The 15,468-nt window shown below is 58.7% G+C and carries 16 protein-coding genes; 5 read left to right on the plus strand and 11 right to left on the minus strand.

The window, feature by feature from the left end; translation table 11 throughout:
- Nucleotides 1–15: 15 nt before the first annotated feature.
- Nucleotides 16–726, minus strand: a complete 711-nt coding sequence (locus tag AC1DXU_RS20180) for a hypothetical protein (RefSeq protein WP_477371830.1) — start codon at nucleotides 724–726, stop codon at nucleotides 16–18.
- A 131-nt stretch (nucleotides 727–857) separates the two neighbouring features.
- Here AC1DXU_RS20180 and AC1DXU_RS20185 point away from each other — a divergent pair, with 131 nt between their 5' ends.
- From AC1DXU_RS20185 to AC1DXU_RS20200, 4 genes are all read left to right on the plus strand, one after another.
- Nucleotides 858–1,190 carry a hypothetical protein gene (locus tag AC1DXU_RS20185; RefSeq protein ID WP_477371832.1) on the plus strand — a complete coding sequence of 111 codons (333 nt, stop codon included), beginning with the start codon at nucleotides 858–860 and terminating at the stop codon, nucleotides 1,188–1,190.
- A gap of 89 nt (nucleotides 1,191–1,279) precedes the next feature.
- The gene (locus tag AC1DXU_RS20190; RefSeq protein WP_477371834.1) at nucleotides 1,280–1,741 is read left to right on the plus strand and encodes a hypothetical protein; all 462 of its coding nucleotides are present in this window, start codon (nucleotides 1,280–1,282) and stop codon (nucleotides 1,739–1,741) included.
- 145 nt (nucleotides 1,742–1,886) lie between these two features.
- Nucleotides 1,887–2,249: a sunset domain-containing protein gene (locus AC1DXU_RS20195; protein WP_477371836.1), complete on the plus strand. Its 363-nt coding sequence runs from the start codon at nucleotides 1,887–1,889 to the stop codon at nucleotides 2,247–2,249.
- A gap of 285 nt (nucleotides 2,250–2,534) precedes the next feature.
- The gene (locus AC1DXU_RS20200; protein WP_477371838.1) at nucleotides 2,535–2,840 is read left to right on the plus strand and encodes a helix-turn-helix domain-containing protein; all 306 of its coding nucleotides are present in this window, start codon (nucleotides 2,535–2,537) and stop codon (nucleotides 2,838–2,840) included.
- A 58-nt stretch (nucleotides 2,841–2,898) separates the two neighbouring features.
- On the opposite strand, the gene AC1DXU_RS20205 is transcribed toward AC1DXU_RS20200, so the two are convergent.
- The 4 genes from AC1DXU_RS20205 to AC1DXU_RS20220 all read right to left on the minus strand — a co-directional run bounded on the left by AC1DXU_RS20205 (nucleotide 2,899) and on the right by AC1DXU_RS20220 (nucleotide 7,093).
- Nucleotides 2,899–4,500 (minus strand): recombinase family protein, encoded by a 1,602-nt coding sequence (locus AC1DXU_RS20205; protein ID WP_477371840.1) that lies wholly within the window; start codon nucleotides 4,498–4,500, stop codon nucleotides 2,899–2,901.
- Between the two features lie 214 nt (nucleotides 4,501–4,714).
- Nucleotides 4,715–5,515 (minus strand): hypothetical protein, encoded by an 801-nt coding sequence (locus tag AC1DXU_RS20210; protein WP_477371842.1) that lies wholly within the window; start codon nucleotides 5,513–5,515, stop codon nucleotides 4,715–4,717.
- A gap of 5 nt (nucleotides 5,516–5,520) precedes the next feature.
- Entirely contained in the window at nucleotides 5,521–5,793 is a 273-nt protein-coding gene (locus tag AC1DXU_RS20215) for a KTSC domain-containing protein (RefSeq protein WP_477371844.1), read from the minus strand.
- A gap of 130 nt (nucleotides 5,794–5,923) precedes the next feature.
- Complete coding sequence (locus AC1DXU_RS20220; RefSeq protein WP_477371846.1) at nucleotides 5,924–7,093, minus strand: COG3904 family protein; 1,170 nt, start codon at nucleotides 7,091–7,093, stop codon at nucleotides 5,924–5,926.
- 111 nt (nucleotides 7,094–7,204) lie between these two features.
- On the opposite strand from AC1DXU_RS20220, the gene AC1DXU_RS20225 reads away from it, so the two are divergent.
- The gene (locus AC1DXU_RS20225; RefSeq protein WP_477371848.1) at nucleotides 7,205–7,921 is read left to right on the plus strand and encodes a hypothetical protein; all 717 of its coding nucleotides are present in this window, start codon (nucleotides 7,205–7,207) and stop codon (nucleotides 7,919–7,921) included.
- A 181-nt stretch (nucleotides 7,922–8,102) separates the two neighbouring features.
- Here the strand turns inward: AC1DXU_RS20225 and AC1DXU_RS20230 are convergent, their stop codons facing one another.
- The 6 genes from AC1DXU_RS20230 to AC1DXU_RS20255 form a co-directional block, all read right to left on the minus strand.
- Nucleotides 8,103–9,356, minus strand: a complete 1,254-nt coding sequence (locus AC1DXU_RS20230) for a hypothetical protein (protein WP_477371849.1) — start codon at nucleotides 9,354–9,356, stop codon at nucleotides 8,103–8,105.
- A gap of 71 nt (nucleotides 9,357–9,427) precedes the next feature.
- The gene (locus AC1DXU_RS20235) at nucleotides 9,428–9,922 is read right to left on the minus strand and encodes a hypothetical protein (RefSeq protein WP_477371851.1); all 495 of its coding nucleotides are present in this window, start codon (nucleotides 9,920–9,922) and stop codon (nucleotides 9,428–9,430) included.
- A gap of 190 nt (nucleotides 9,923–10,112) precedes the next feature.
- Nucleotides 10,113–10,724, minus strand: a complete 612-nt coding sequence (locus tag AC1DXU_RS20240; RefSeq protein WP_477371853.1) for a hypothetical protein — start codon at nucleotides 10,722–10,724, stop codon at nucleotides 10,113–10,115.
- Nucleotides 10,725–11,501: 777 nt separating this feature from the next.
- A complete protein-coding gene (locus AC1DXU_RS20245) occupies nucleotides 11,502–12,092 on the minus strand; it encodes a hypothetical protein (RefSeq protein ID WP_477371855.1) in 591 nt (196 codons plus the stop codon).
- Nucleotides 12,093–12,187: 95 nt separating this feature from the next.
- Nucleotides 12,188–12,775, minus strand: a complete 588-nt coding sequence (locus AC1DXU_RS20250) for a recombinase family protein (protein WP_477371856.1) — start codon at nucleotides 12,773–12,775, stop codon at nucleotides 12,188–12,190.
- Nucleotides 12,776–13,193: 418 nt separating this feature from the next.
- Nucleotides 13,194–14,978 (minus strand): ATP-dependent nuclease, encoded by a 1,785-nt coding sequence (locus AC1DXU_RS20255; RefSeq protein WP_477371858.1) that lies wholly within the window; start codon nucleotides 14,976–14,978, stop codon nucleotides 13,194–13,196.
- Nucleotides 14,979–15,468 lie beyond the last annotated feature (490 nt).

Raw genomic sequence — 15,468 nt, forward strand, 5'->3', positions numbered from 1 at the left:
AGCGGTGCCCAAAATTCAGCCTTGGTTCCCACCCTCCCCTTTAGGTGTCCGGGGTTTGGCGGCAGGCTTTGTCCGGCTCTTGGGCAACGCCTCTATTCGCCTCCGCTCCTTCTCACGGTCATCGCTGGAATAGTTGTCCGTTTTGATTTTGTGCGATCCCCGGGCAACCCACTCCCAGTCCTCCCGCAGCTTTTTGAGTTGCTCCGCCATTTGAATAAGCGGGGAGCGGGCACCCAAGTGGCCGTAACCCTCATAGTCTCCCATGGCCAACTCATAGCTAAGAGACTGGCGCTTGCGCTCCTCTGGGTGGTGCTTCCAACTGGTCGCGACTTCAAAAATCTTCTCGTGAAATTGCTCGTAGTCGCCCACGTAGCTCGACAACGATTGGCCCGGCTTCAACACGCTGATGTGTCTCAACGGCCGCCCCTGGTCCTTATGGCCTTCCTTCCCAAACTCCGGACTAAAGCTCACTGCCACGTCATGCGCGGCGGCGTTCCCTGTGTTCGTGACGATTAGGTCAACGTGCATGAGGGACCAGTGGTTCGGCTCTAGGGTTGCCACCACGTGAGCCTGTGCCGTTGCCCTTGAGAGCCTCATCGTCTCTCGCGCCAGCACCCATGTGAAAAATCCAAGAGCGATGGTTGCGGCGGCTGTGACCACCATGGACCACGTTTGCGCGTCCGTTCGCAATGTCTCCCACACGCCCACCAAAAAGTCCCAAATCATACTGAGTCCTCCAAGCCGGGCACATAGTATGGGCCACAGCCAGCGTGTCCAGTGGACAGTCAAAAAGGACGCTTGAGGCCCGACTGATACTGTGGCTGTATGCGGCCGCGAAGCTCAAAGGGGGTCTTGAAATGCAAAAGAACAGTCTTGCGGTGCTCGCCGCGTGCTTGATGCTTGGGGGGTGCGCCATGACGCTGCCCGTGCGGGGACAGTCTGGCGATGGCGCCGAAACCTTCACTGGTAGCGCCACAGGCTACGCGGACGGTGCCGGCAATCTCACCATCACCAGCAACAAAGGGCGCAAGTGCAACGGTGACTTTGTCTACGTGAACAATCGCCAGGGAAGCGGGACATTTACGTGCAGCGACGGCTCAAGCGGGCCGTTCACCTTCGTCTCGACGGGCATGCGCGGAACTGGCACGGGCACTCTAGGCGGTAAACCCTTCACGTTTTCATTCGGATGAACGGTCCTTCGCAATACTTGCAAAGTCGGCTCACACGCAGCTTGCTCTGCGGTGGGCTCGGCTGCTTCATTGGTATTAGCACGGGTGTCGTGGCATTGGGCGGCGGCGTCAATGGAGCGGTGGTCTTCGGCCCCATCGGGTTTGTCATCGGGTGGTTGATGCCGACGAGATGGTTGGGCACCGGAGCGGAGCCGAGCTTGGTGGTGGACCCGGCGGTGGTTGAGGTCGAGGCAACCCAAGATACCGTTGAGCAGCCTGAGGCTCCGCGCAGCGATTATCAGCGGGTCGAGGATTCCTTGAGTGAGATGATGCCCATTGTCGGGCGTATCCTCGGCTCCGTCTGGAACCTAGAGATGCGGCTGCTGATAGCTATCGGCCTCATGCCCTACCTGGTGCGCCACGGCTGGCTGCTGATCGGCATTGCCTTCGTGCTACTCGCAGTGGTGTTCCCTCTTGGGATCATCTTCACAGTCACGGGGGTTGCCGCGATGAACTATGGCGCAGAGGCGGGTAACAATTTCATCATCGACCTCAAGCGCCCTGTGGTCTGAGCTTAGCGGATGCCACCCTCCTCGACCCGCCGGACGCTAACCTCATCCTTCCGGCGGCGAGACACCAACCCCCAGCGCGAGAGGCATGCCGGCGTCTTCTGGACTCCCCGTGACAACGGACGCATTCTATCGCTGGGGAGAGGCGATGGGCAAAACAGTTCATCCCAACTGGGCAAGGCGGCGAAGGCCACTGTGGCGCTTGCTTCTTGCGGCTCGCCTTCCCATAGCCCTGGCGCTGCTAGCGGCTGCTTCCGCCGCCTACCTCACAGTTGGTGGCCAGGCCCGCCTTCCAACAGTTCACTCGCCCGGTGCATCCTCCAGCCAAGTCGCGTTCCACAAGCCGGGCTGCGATATCAAAGGCAACATCAACGAGTGGGGTGAGCACATCTACCATATGCCCGGCCAAGCGTATTATTTGGCGACCCGCATAAACCCTGCTCGTGGGGAGCGATGGTTCTGCTCGCAGTGGGAGGCTTGGTGGGCAGGCTGGCGCAAGGCGAAGGTTTGAAAGCTCGCCAGGGGCCGCCTCACTCTAAGTCTGACACGTCGCCACCCACAAAGAGCGTCGTGGGTTCCGCATATTCGCCAAGCGAGGGGTTGTCCTCACGTGACCATGCGATAACCCCGGCATGTCTCGCCGCCAAGCCCTTCGCGGTCCTAATGGCCCTCTGCGCTCGGCGGGCCTATCCTATCCCCGTGCCGACATTTGCCGAAGCGACCCACGGCGTGTTCGTGCATAAACTAGTGACGGCGGGATTGAAGGGCCGAGAGAACAATGGCAAGGACCAAAGCTATGAATGAAGAAATTACCGCCGAAATGAGCAGCGGCAACGTGTTTGCGGACTTGGGCTTTGACAATGCCGAAGAGGAATTCCTCAAGGCCAAGCTGGCCCGCGAAATCCGCGCCACTATCAAACGCCGCCGCCTGACCCCGACGAAAACGGCTGAGATGCTTGGGATGAAGGAGCCTGATGTCGCCGCCATCGCCACCGGCCGCACGGGGGAGTTCTCAATCGACCGCCTTGTCCGTTGTCTCGAATCGCTCAATCGGGCTGAGAAAGGTCGACGCGGAGGACAAGTAGACATTACCTCGACATAGATATCGATATTCGGCGATCAGAATGACGACCACAGAACCAAGCTCACAGCGCTTTGCTTTAGCGTTCCGCCGTCTCTAAACGCGCCCTCGCTCTTTTCCGCGCCGCTGAGCGTGACTCTGATCGGGTAGTTGGGAACCCTGCCAACCCATAGGCTTGGAGTATCGAGCCAAATCGCGACCTGAACACGCTGGCAGCAGGAAGGTCGGGGTCTGCATTGATGAGGGCAGAGGTAATATATCCAAAATTTGCGTGTAGCCGCCGGAGTCCATCGAGAAGTTGATCATTCGTAAATCCCCACTTAAACTTGCAGTGAGGACGTGCCGTCGCCCTTTTCATCCCCGCACGGACGGACTCATATCTAGTTGAAGGAAAGCCTGCCTGCGCATAGGCCCGGATTAACGAACCAAATCGAAACGAGAGCACACGAGACACAGGGAGGTCTGGGTCGGCATCAATCATTTTAGCTGTGACATATCCAAACTTGGCATGGAGGCGTCGAATCCCGTCGATTAGATAGTCATCCGTATACCTGAGACCTGGCTGCCAAGGGCAATTATATCCGACGAGTTCATAGGATGCCACGAGGCTTCCAAAGTGGTTTACATACGAACTCGAAGCAGCAGTGTATGGACAGGCATCAATTACTCCCTGAGAGAGCTTTCCCTTCTCCCTGAAGAGCCTCCTCAACCTATCGATCATGTCAGCTTGCGCATAGGTATTGCCGATTTTGCGTCGCCTCTCCAGTTGAACCTTCGCGAAGTGTTTTGTATCAACAATCGGGTCCATCACCCGTGTTCTGATCCATAGGTCTGGAGGATTTGGTCTGGACGGTCCTTTCATCCGCCGTGTTCGTACGTTGTAGACGTAGTATCCTATCATCAACTCGCTTGTGAGCAGGGTTCTGACGCGGGTTTGGGTCCAAGCCTGACCGTTTGTTGCAGGGATACCTTCAGCGTTCAGTTCTCGCGCGATGGTTGTCGTTGTTCGATGCTGGTTAACGAACATCCGGAAAATGCGGCGCACGGTTGCGATTTCATCCGGTGGACCGGGCACGAAGACAACGCGATCTGTGCTTAAACCCTTTTGCTCGCCTAGCCCGAGGAGAAATCGATGCTCTCCATCTTCGCTAACCAACAGGCGCCTTATTCCATAAAGCACCCCACCGCCCTGTTTAAACCCAAGACGCGCTTGCTGTGTTTGCGCCCTTGAGACTTTTGTAGACAGTTCGCGGCTGTACTCACCGGCCATCACCCGCTTCAGGTTCTTAATGATCATCGAGACCATACTGCCGTCGTTCTCGAATGGTTCGCCGCAATACTCAACCGCAACCCCGGCGTCCCGGCAGATGAATTCGTAGTGGGCGGATTGGTCCGTATCCTGAAATCGGCCCCACCGGCTAACATCCAGAACCAAGATCGCTGAGTACGAGTGTTGGCCAGTCACAACGTCAGCCAACAACTGCTTCAGGCCATCTCTTCCCTTCAAGGTTAAGCCACTTTTACCGGCATCGGCGTAGGTATCAACGATAGCGAACCCTCGCTTTTCGGCATACTCAGCGATGGCTGCCATTTGGTTCTCTAAAGAATACCGCTGATGTTCGGTCGACATGCGAATGTATTGCGCAGCCGGGACACGGAGATCGCTTGTAAGCTCAGTCACTATAGTGCCTCCGCGCGAGCTGATCTCTAAGGCGGCAGGAACGACGCTGATGACGACAAGCGCATGCTACATCCACAAGGTGCTTGAGCAAACATTCTTCGCGGTCAACTCACGGGTGCTTGCCGATAGCAGGTGGCTCAACGGGTCAACTGGCGGATGGCTTCTTGCGACGTGGTGATGTTGTAGAGGTTGCACATCAGATGCTCCGCTCGCCCTAGCCGCCACCCGTCACCAGGCTTTTCAAATACTCCTCTATTACCGAACGTGCGATGGGGACGCCTTGCTCCTTGCCGATTTCCAAGATCTTGGTCAGCCAGCGTCTTACTCGCCCTTTGTCGGCCCCTTGAGATTTCGCTTCATGCTCCAGGGCGACAACGGCGTCTCCTATAGCGTCCTTATGCTCTATCGCCAGCGGGGCTGCATCAACTTCGGACCGAACACGTTCAAGGATATCGAGCAGCGACCGCGTGTCTATCCCGCTAGCTGCCTGAAGATTTCCGTGCACCGTCTGCGAATTGCCACTGCCGCCAACAGCAATTTGGGCGGAGCCCCCTCGATTGTCGACACTTACAGACGGGAGTTTTGTCACGGATTGTCCTCCAACGATGCCGAGCCGCAAATCCGCAATTACCCCAGCCTGTTCCAGAACGAGGTGCCGCTCAAGCTCCGAAACCGTTTGGCAGGCGACCGCGCCTAGTGCCACGCTTTGGCGGCCAGCGCCCGGCAGCGGAAACGCTCCAAGCACCTGTTGTCGAAACCCACCTAGCATTTCATCAAGCACTGTCGCATACCCAGGCGCCGCTTCGCCTTCAATATTGCCGATCTGGCTGGCGGTGGCGTTGCATAGCTGCCGGAACCCCTCACGAGAGCGCTCTGCGCATAGCCGGAAATACATCGATGAGTGCAACACGCCTCGTCCGGCAGCCTCCGCAGCCGTCGACCTAAGTTGCTTGCGGAGCGCTTCAAGTTCCCGCTCAGCCACACGTCTTGCAGATTCTATGACCTCATCGCGCATCTTCGTCAGAACTCCGGCACCGGCTTGTCCCGGCATCCGAACTTACCGGCCGTCCCCGAGTCCTTGATGCTCGAATTGTAGAAGCGCCCCTTGGACTCTGCTGCTAGCAGCTCGTCCACCGTGCCCTGGTCAATCTCGCAGTAGTGATACCAAGTCTGCTTGAGGCGAATGAGCATGTAGGAGTGCTCGGCGTTGTAGCAGACGCGCTTGACCACGCTGCTATCCAGCTCGCCTGTGCATTCGAACTCGGCGAGGTCCACAGGGCCGCGATACTTCACGTCTACGGTCTCGGCGTGGAGTGGCCCCAAGGCAGCCACCAAGACGACACCGGCAATGGCCGTCCGGGGTCCACGGAGGAGGCGATAGAGAATTCCAGACCTTGCTGTCACTATGCCTCCTTGGCAGCGTCTACTGGCAGCACACCTTGCGAACGTAGGTGTTACCGAAGGTTGCGTAGGCGTCGTCAGGGATTGCACCTCTCGCCTTCATCTCGCTGACCAGAGTTTTAGCCATAGGCTCGTCGAAGGTGTTGGCGAGGGTGATGGCGAACCAGCCATTAGTGGCAAGGTAGGCGGAGAGCGGTATGGATGATGTCCGAACGTAAGCCTCGGCCTCTGCGTAGTTGTCGAAGCTCTTGACCTGGATGTGGCGCTGTCCAAATGGGCCGCTATCATACTGATCGATGTGGACCCAGGTATCGTGCATGTAGCCGACCTGATTCCCGGCCTGGACTCGGTACCACCTACCGACGATGTCCAGGATCGCCACTGCGCTCCCATTCCGCAGGACCGCGACATTCGTGGACTTTCCGTCTGGCAATACCTTGAGGGGTGCAGAGCCCTTAGGGTGCCCTATCCGACCAGAATGGGCCTCTGGGATCACGAGTGAAGGATTCGCAGAAAGTGGAGGCGTGGGGGTCGCGGTCGGCGATGTGGGCTGAGCCGGTGGCATCGGGGACGGCACCGCGCTTGCCACTGTTGCTTGGCCTGCGTCGGGGGTGAAAGTGACGACCTTGTACTTCGCCATCTCGCTCATAGAGAGGTAGCGGATGTCGTTGCTGTCATATTGCAACGAAAGCTGGAGCAGCGCGGGGTCTACACCCATCTCGATCATATAGGTGATAACGTCGGCAGTGATTTGCTGAACGGCGGAGACAGCTTCGTCGGTGCTGAGCGGGACTTCTCCTTGAAACGATGATTTGTGGACGCCTATGGACCCCGCCTCGGCAAAGCGTATCACCCCGCCCAAGAAGGCCAACGAGCAAGCAGAGGCACATTCAGAGGCCCTAAACTGCGCGGTCCCCATGCCCAGCCTTCGAATTAGCCGACCCAGGTCCATAGCCTTCTGGATGTTGCCGCCTGGAGACCGAAATGTAACTGCCGTTGCGGTGCTCGACCGCGCCAGTGCCTCAAAGACCGACAGGTCATCCTGATAGGCAAAATCGCCTGACACCAAGATGTAGTGGAGCCCGCCGTCAGTCTCTCCGGCCTGGAACTGCAACCCAGCTCGGGCGGACGAAGCGCCCAGCAACGCCGACGCGACCCACAGCACTATCAGAATTGAGAAAACGCGAAACATGGCCCCAAGCACCCCAGGTCGAAGTTTAGCGTTGGCAGGCCGAAGTTGTCGAATCATTGTTGCGAAAATAATGAATTCAGCGTGGAGTCTTGTTGTCATGGGACGATTCGAATGGGCGAGGCCAAACAGCGAAAGACATTCTCCCAGCGAATTAGAGAAGACCAGCCGTTCTGCATCTTCTGTGGCGGGGAAACGCCGAGCGAAACGGTAGAGCACTGGGTTGCCACCTTCAGCCGGATGATGCCCGACGCGAAGACTGCGGCCGGGCGGGCAGAGGTGAAGAGGCTTATAGATTCCGCGCTTAGGATTCCGGGATTCGCTAAGGAGGTCTATCCCGAGTGGAACCAGCTTGGCGTGCTGAAGCGCTATCAGAACATTGCCCCACGCCTTCCAAGTTGGAACTTCGTCCGGCTCGATGGTCCGATCGTCGCAAGGGCATTCACCATCTTCGCCTCGAAGTTGGCGCTTGCACTACACACGACCATGACTGGACGCATTCTTCCCCCAGAGGGGGTCATCACGGTCCAATGGTATTCGAACCTCGACGCCTACAATGGGGAACTGCCCAGGGAATTCATCGCCATGTGCGGTCCCAGCCGTACCCTCCGCCAAGGCAACTTTCAGGTGGGCGAGCAGTTTCGGGTGGCCAGCGTAGTTCCCGATGACAGCGGCTATATGTCCGGTCACTTTGCCAGCTTCAGGGATTCATTTGGGGTCTTAATGTTCGCGACCGAACGCGCCGACGAGCTTAAGAACGGCTGGTCTGTCTCGCCAGGATTTCTGAAGCGGCCCCTTACGGTGATCCCGGTGCCCCAGACCCTTAGCTGAGAGAGGGCTTCGCCCCTCATCGTCACCTCAAGGTAATGCGAGAGTCCGGTGCTTAAGGCAGTCACAGTGAGCACCTAATCCAGGTGGGCCGAAGATGGAGAGGAGCGGAGGCCTTCTATGACCTCAAGGCCACACCTGGAGCCTATAGCAGCGAGTTATTTCCTTGCTACATAGCAGCGATTTACTGGCTGGCCTTCTCCTCGACAGGCACTTCGGTCCCCGCCAATCTCCGTGACTCTCGAAGCATCACTACCCTGGCCAGCTCTTTGTGCCTGCCTGCCACCAGGACGCAATCATGAATAGGCAACGCGACCACGCCCTCAGAGAGCAGCCGGAGCAGGACCGCCACCAGGATGCCACTCTCGACGTTCGCAAGCCTCGGTCCGATGTTGCTACCGAATGCATGTGCGATAGCAGGATGGCGGGCCGCCACCGCTGCCATCAACCTCTTCGCCGTCCAGCCGCCCGGCAGCAGTTCCCTCAGTTCTCCGGCGAGGCGGCGCATGGTCCCGTCGCGGAAGAACAGTGACGCGATGGCCTTCTTGACGGCGGCCCGGTGCCGCTCAAGCCCCGGCAGGTCGTACGGGTCTCCGGCCGGTATAGCCATCCCGCTCAGCGCGTAGGCAAGGTGAACGTACATGGCGCGATAGTCCAACTCCACTAGGCGCTCGCCGCTGATGGTGAGACCCGCCCGCTCCGCGCGAGGGAGGAACTGCCAGGAGCCCCGAAAGAGCCGCCCATGGCCGTCGAAGGTGGCCGGCGCGTCCACGCTCCCAATGTGGAAGACCCGTACGAGTTGGTCGGGCGGCAGACGCTTGCCCCACAATCTTATGTCGGCTCCAGCCAGGGCGGCATTGATCGTCCCCATCTCGGCGCGAAGACGAAGGGTCTCATCCGTGTCATCGTAATCCACCAAGACCTTTGGGCGGTTCCTGCCCGCCGTCGCCTTCAGGACGATAGTCTCGCCCCCTGGCGCTCGGCCAATGTCGCCTACAGCCGCCCCTTCGCCCGCAAGCAAGGCCTTGAACCCCAGCGCGGGCTCGATGGTTGTCCGGCGCTGCCTGAAGACCGCCCCGTGGTATGTCACCAGCCCGCCCTCGGCCATAGACTTGAGGGTCTTGATGAGTGGACCTCGGGGTAGTTCCTTGCGGTCATATCTTGTGGCGGCCTGTTTGTCGGCCTGGATGACAATCCGAGTTCCTGGTGGGTGGCGGAGGGACACGAGCGCAAGGCTGGCCACGAGGTTTTGGACAATCACGAGGCGGCGCTTTGCGGCGTCCCCTCGCGGCTTACGGTTTGGATTGCGGCCAGAGGCTGCCTCAAGCTTGACGTGGGCGGAGGCTGCCAGGTCCGCCAAAGGAGATGGCTCCCGGACGGTCAGCCACGGGTCGTGCATGATGGTGAGAGCTGGAGGAGGTATGGCGCCCTCCCCCAAGTATCCTCCACCTAGAAGGACCAATGGCGGGTCGTGGTCCTGGTCCTGGTCCGATCTCTCGTCAAAGTGCCTCACCGCTCGTGCCTCCCCGTCGCCTCCACAACCTCGCTCACTGCCCCCGAGCCCGCGACGATCCCGGCGAGGTCCTCGATGGTCTGCCCGAGGAGCCGCATGAAGCTCCCCTCCGCCCGTGGGTAGACGTGACGGTCGCCCCAGAGGCTGGACCTGATGTGCGTACCTGAGGCCAGGCGGTGGGTCATCTTAGCGATCTGGACGTATTGGAACTCCAGGTGAGCTCGCGGGCCAAGCGCCGCCTGGGCGGCCTTGATGGTCAGGGTGATCAAGAGGAGCTGCTCCCCAGACTTGCCCGCATGGTGGAGCCTCGCCAATGCGTTGCGAACCTTCTCCTCGGTGCCGGCCCACCGGGCATCCTGCGCAGTCCGAGGGGTGCCACTTCCGGCCAGGAGGGCATCCAGAGCTGCGACGACGTGGACCAGGTTGTGGTCGCCCCCGTGAGACTTGAGCCACCGCCTCGAAGCCGCTTGGAATGGACGCAACTCTGCCATGGTGTAGCTCCTCCGCCAGTGCGTACCGTGGCGGCGTCGGAACTCGACGTGGCGCTTGCAAAGGGTCTCCGAGAGGCCGTTCCTGGCGGAGCGCTGGGTGAGATTGTTGCATCCCCATGCGACACAGCGGCGTGGCGAAAGGTCGGAAGGCGCGGCAGCGCGGTACTCGATGTCGTAAGGCGACCCCCCGCTATCCATGGGCAGCCTCCAGGTGGCTCACCAGCCCGTCCGGGTCAGGGTCTTCGTCGGTGGCCGCGATGAAATTGAAAGGATCGTTATGCTGGACGGCGATGGTAGCGAACAGAGGGAGCATCGTGATGGCTGTGCGGAGACCGGACTTGGCCGACTGGCCTGCGAGGTGGTATCCTTCGGGCTCCTCCACCCGCGCCTTGAACCGCACCAGTTCCCACTCTCCCCGATCCCTGGCCTCCTGGATGGGCTTCAGGAACCCGAAGCCGTCGAACGGTGTCTTGCCGTCTGCCTTCAAGCCTCTGCTGCGGGATACGTGGGCCAGTTGGTCTGCGAGCCCCTTAGTGTGGACGATGACCTTGGTGTCTTCCTGTCGGTGCCCCAGGAGACGCAGTACAGCGGCAGCTCTGAGCGTATCATCGCTCCTGGCGCAGCCGGCCCCCCAGAGATGAAGCAACTCGCCCTGCCCCCAGAGGACTGCTCCGTAAGACCCGAGCCATTGAGGAGGCGCAAAGCCTTCCGGTCTCGGCCCCCGGTCAATTTGGATGATCGCACGGAGAGAAGTCGGGTCGTTAATCTCGTCGGGGTCAAACGGAATATCTATGACAGACACTAGGCTGCCTCCTTCTTTGTCAGGGGTTGGCATTGGGTAGGCGGGCCGCGCTCATTACTGACCTTGCCGCCTGGGCCTGGAGGAGGGACGACGTCGCCCCGGTTGACCCATGGATTGCGTGTTGGCGGGGAAGATAGGTGCGCGGCCCGCGCGAAGTGGTTTCGACGCTGCCGCGTCTTCATCAGCGGGAGGGCATCACTCCCGGACCATCCCCGCCCCTCATCCCGTGTTCTCCACCTAGCTACCTAAGCGCCGTATGGGAGGAGCAGCACCGACCCTCTTCGAGCCGAGTGGACAGACGGTATGTGCTTGGGCCTGTCTGTCAGAGGCCGCCCTAGCCCTTGTTAGGAGGGCCGTAAGTCCGTGTGGTCCATCGCTTCAAGGGGAAGCGGAGTAAAAAACATTCTGGCTGTCCATCGCCCGCATCCAAATAGAGGGTGACACCCCAGACGTATGTCTCGGGCATGTCCTGGCTCCGCCCTTGCCCAAGGAGGACGCTTCGGAGTATCGTTTCAACTTTGTGATTGGTGTATTTTGAGATACGTCCTTCAAGTAGCGAAATATGTCGGATATTTCAAGTCATATTTGGAAATTTATCGAAGAACCCAAATATTTTGCTTTAACAGTGGCGGATTTACTAGATGCACTATTTTACCGCCTGGAGGAATTTCAACGGGTTGCCCCCGATTGGTGGCGGCATCATAAGGGCCTACCGGGCGCGAGTAGGCCTCCAATCCGCCCACCGTTAGGAACCAGCCGTAGCGCCTTTCCGGCTACTTAGTCGGGACCAGCCAACAGTCGGTCGATCTTCGCTATAAGGTCACGACCCTTGGCGGTCAGAAAGACGATCTTCTTGCGGCCATTGTCGGGATGTCGAGCGGTCTCCACCAGCCCGAGGCCGGGCGTTCCCTCCCGGTAACCGGGGCCAAGGTACCTAAGATGCTGGGACATTGTGGTGGGCGATACGTCCACGCGCTTGGCAAGTTCCTCTAATGTCATTGCATCGCCGCCAGGGCTCCTGGCGTCAGTCCCGCAGATGGCGGCCACCAGGAACGCGATGGAAATGCCCAGCGGCATGTCTCGGGCCTGGGACTTGATGAGCCGGGTAGCTTCTAGGAGATGGGTGATGGCTGAGCCTCCACCGAGCCCATAGGGGATGCCGGTATCCGAGTAGAACCCGGCGACCTCCGCGCGTATGGAGATGATGTGCTGGAGCCAACCGTCAAGGCCTCGCCTAGCCCGCCAGTCCATCAGGAAGGGACCGATCTCGAAGTCCTCTAGGTAGTCAAGGGCGAAGGTGATGGCGGCCGTCGGGTCTTGGAATTCGTCGGCGGATACCGGGGGTGGAGCCAGGGTCGGGGCCGTCATGCGCAGTCTCCGTTTAGAGTCGCGCTCCCCAGTATGGCCACGCCGATCCCTCAGGCAACAACTTTAACCTGTGCAATGACGGAGGGTGCAGACCCCTAGACCGACCGGAGAATGCGGAAGACGCTCGCCCTCCCAATCCCCAGCTCTTCGGCGATGGCGTCCCCGGTCCTGCCCTCTGCCTTGAGCCTGATGACCTCGGCGGCCTTTCGCTGGGCCGTGGGAGCCCTTCCCTTGTACTTCCCGTCGGCCTTGGCCTTGGCGATTCCCTCCCGCTGCCGCTCCAGCATCAACTCCCGCTCGAACTCCGCGATTGACCCCAGGAGGTTGAGCATGAGCTTTCCTGTCGGGGTTGCCGTATCGAGGTTCATCGCCAGGATGCGGAGGGCAACGCTCTTGGCTCGAAGCTTGGCGGTGATGTCCACGAGGTCCGCCACGGAGCGGGCAAGTCGGTCAAGCTTGGTCACGATGAGGGCGTCTCCCTCGCGGAGGTAGTCCAAGGTCCTCTCCAGCTCGGGCCTTTTGGCCGCAACGGAGGACAGCTCCTCGCGAAAGACTTTGGTGCACCCGACTGCGGAGAGGTCCCTTAGCTGGGCCTCAAGCCCGGCCTTCTGGTCGGCGGTGGAGGTGCGGGCGTAACCGACAAGCTGGCCGGCCCCGGTGGGCATGGTCGTTGGAGTCTTCATCGTAAGCCACTCCTGCTAGGATCGCTGAACTCTTGGATCATTTGATCCGACAGTCTCAAAATGTCAATACCCACTTGTGTGAGACGATCTCCGCAGCCTTTCGGCGAACTCACTAGGCCTTGCCCTAGTGAGACGGCTCGCACGTTGCCTAGGCGTCAACGGTAAGGCAGACACTATGGACCCGTGATCACGCATTGGGAGCTTGTCGCCGCCTTCTGCAATGGGGCGTCGGGCCTATCGTGGCGGTCTGGTAGTGGTGAGGGCAGCGCAGGTCCATGATCGTGTGTGGATGCGGCGAGGAGGCAGGCTTGAGGTCAGCGGCTCCGGGCACAAAGCCTGCCTGCAAAACGAAGCCCTGCCAGAGCAGGGGGGACCACGCCGCTGCTATCAAGTTTCCGAGGTCTCAAGTGTGTGCGGGCTAGGCAGGTCGAAGCTTTTTGGCGGACGAAAACGCAGTTAGCATTTCAACCAGCGCGACGACCTCAGTAGGCACTTCGTCCCGGGACATAGCATCAATTATGCCCATCGGGCTAACATTCGCCCCGTACTTGTCACGCAAAAACTGATTGACGGCACCTAGCGTTTCCTTACCAGGCACTACGTTCAGCCGTCCTTGGAATTCTCCCCACACCTTGCTGAAATCGTCCAGCGCTCGCTCGGTAATGACGGTTTCGTGTTCGGAACTTCCAATCGAGCGGCCGAAACGTCTGCGTTCAGACAGGATCTGAGACAAAACATAACTCTTCCGTTCTTCGCAGTAACCCTCAAGGAACTTGCTGATGCTGTCTTCGTACTCCGCGCGAACACCTGACCGTTGAGAGCGCTCAGCCATTTGTCGCGCCATTGCCCTGTCGATAGCAGCAGGAACTAGCAGAAAATTCTCGACCTCCTTGCCGTGATGGACTGAGACATATTCACAGAACTCCGAGCAAGCTTCAGCCACGGCCTCGCATTCCTGGGCGCACCGATAATCTCTGTCTAATATTGCGGCCGCGACAATGGGTGTGCCTAACGTGACCTCCATACCCATTTTCAAGCTTCTGATGCGCTCAGGACTAAAGGCGTTAACTGGCACAACTGCAAAATCCTTCCGATGGCCAACATTTAACGCCCCGATCTTCCTAGAAAATTTGCCTAGAATTTGGAAGTCTTTGCCCTCGACGAACAAAGCTCTTCTGGTCTTGGCAAGCTGGGTTAGGATAGGGTTCATGTTTGAACCCAGTGCACTGAAGACTTCTTCGATCTGCGAGGAGCTTTTTATACGCCGTCCGGAATGCCGCTGCTTGTTGATCAAAACTATTTCATCTGTTTCAGCCTCGCTTATGATCTCCGTTGAATGAGTAGCGAGCAGAACATCGGGGCCTAGGCTGCGAAGCAATGCTAACAGCTGGCGCTGCAATTCCGAGTGAAGGTAAATATCCGGCTCGTCAATCAAGAAAAGGGATACATCACTCGACTGTATAATGTGAGTGAGCATTTGGCACCAAACTTGGAAGCCAAACCCAGACCAAAACAGCTCACGGGGTATCCGGTCTTCCGGGCAATACATATGGAGGATCGGTTTTCCATGAGAGCGATCAACTTCGGGACGCTCGATGTCCATCCCTTGCCAAGTCTCCCTCAAAGCTGATCGGAACTCGTCGAATTTCTCTGGGTAGTGATACCAGATATTCCTGAAGTTTCGGGCCGCCCTGTAGTTGAAGAGCGCCAGCCTCGCGGCCTCTTTTTCAAACAGCGGCTCTTGATGCTCTACCGGACCAAGGATCGGCACAAAGCCAATCTCGCAGTCGAAATGTCTTTTGAAGTTCGACGGGCTTGAAATGATTTTTCCGTTTGCGTTCGGGATCAGCCTGCAAACCCCTTGCTCAGGGAAATAGAGGGTAAGAGTATTTTGGTTGGAGAGGTGAAATTCCACCGAGGCAGGTTCGTCAGTTTCGTAGTTGAAAAAGATGTTCTCTTCCGCGACAGAGATAAGCGATAGGTCGAGTTCATAGCCGTGAACGACGCCTTGCGGGCCTCTTACCAAGGTCGCCTTCCGCGCCAGCGCCCGACGTATCCCAGAGGCAAGAATTCTGAACGCGGTCAGGATCGTTGATTTGCCTGCGTTGTTAGGCCCGACCAGTATGTTGAAATTTTTGATATCTAACCGGAAGGTCTTGAATGCTTTGAAGCGTGAAAATTGCACTCTGGTAAATTGGTGCATGTTGACGTGCTCGCCGTTCAGAGGTTTTTGCTAACGATTAGGATGAATAGGCTCGAAAATTCCTAAATTGTGGAAGCACTTACTAACTACAACAGGCATTGAGCAGGTTCCATGGCATTCTTCGATTTTGCCCCGGTAATCGCGGAAGAGTGGTCTTTCCACTGCACCACACCGGTGCGATCAACGATCACGGGACTCCCGAGCGCAACCGCGCTCAGCGCGTACTAGGACAGGCAACTTCCACGGCCTCTGTCTTGAGTAGCCGTCTTGGCTAAGACGCGGGCTTAGGTTCTGTTCCATAGTCGACCACCCGATGCCCCCGCGCCGCAATCGCCTTTACGCTCGACCGCCTTCAGGATTGGGAGGTCGCAGAGTTCCTAAGGGAACGGCGCGAGGGGAAGCTGCTGGGCCGTGGCTGGAGGCGCTAGAGCAGGATGAGCAGTTGGTCGCGGCATAGAGCAGGCCCCGAGGCTACAATTCCCTCGGTCGT

Source organism: Mesorhizobium sp. P3_A10, assembly GCF_056403175.1.

What these genes read in the sequence shown, in the direction of transcription:
- AC1DXU_RS20235 (WP_477371851.1), bottom strand. Translation starts at nt 9,922, where the DNA reads ATGGCAGAGTTGCGTCCATTCCAAGCGGCTTCGAGGCGGTGGCTCAAG.
- AC1DXU_RS20250 (WP_477371856.1), bottom strand. Translation starts at nt 12,775, where the DNA reads ATGAAGACTCCAACGACCATGCCCACCGGGGCCGGCCAGCTTGTCGGT.
- AC1DXU_RS20180 (WP_477371830.1), bottom strand. Translation starts at nt 726, where the DNA reads ATGATTTGGGACTTTTTGGTGGGCGTGTGGGAGACATTGCGAACGGAC.
- AC1DXU_RS20210 (WP_477371842.1), bottom strand. Translation starts at nt 5,515, where the DNA reads ATGCGCGATGAGGTCATAGAATCTGCAAGACGTGTGGCTGAGCGGGAA.
- AC1DXU_RS20245 (WP_477371855.1), bottom strand. Translation starts at nt 12,092, where the DNA reads ATGACGGCCCCGACCCTGGCTCCACCCCCGGTATCCGCCGACGAATTC.
- AC1DXU_RS20200 (WP_477371838.1), top strand. Translation starts at nt 2,535, where the DNA reads ATGAATGAAGAAATTACCGCCGAAATGAGCAGCGGCAACGTGTTTGCG.
- AC1DXU_RS20185 (WP_477371832.1), top strand. Translation starts at nt 858, where the DNA reads ATGCAAAAGAACAGTCTTGCGGTGCTCGCCGCGTGCTTGATGCTTGGG.
- AC1DXU_RS20255 (WP_477371858.1), bottom strand. Translation starts at nt 14,978, where the DNA reads ATGCACCAATTTACCAGAGTGCAATTTTCACGCTTCAAAGCATTCAAG.
- AC1DXU_RS20220 (WP_477371846.1), bottom strand. Translation starts at nt 7,093, where the DNA reads ATGTTTCGCGTTTTCTCAATTCTGATAGTGCTGTGGGTCGCGTCGGCG.
- AC1DXU_RS20195 (WP_477371836.1), top strand. Translation starts at nt 1,887, where the DNA reads ATGGGCAAAACAGTTCATCCCAACTGGGCAAGGCGGCGAAGGCCACTG.
- AC1DXU_RS20225 (WP_477371848.1), top strand. Translation starts at nt 7,205, where the DNA reads ATGGGCGAGGCCAAACAGCGAAAGACATTCTCCCAGCGAATTAGAGAA.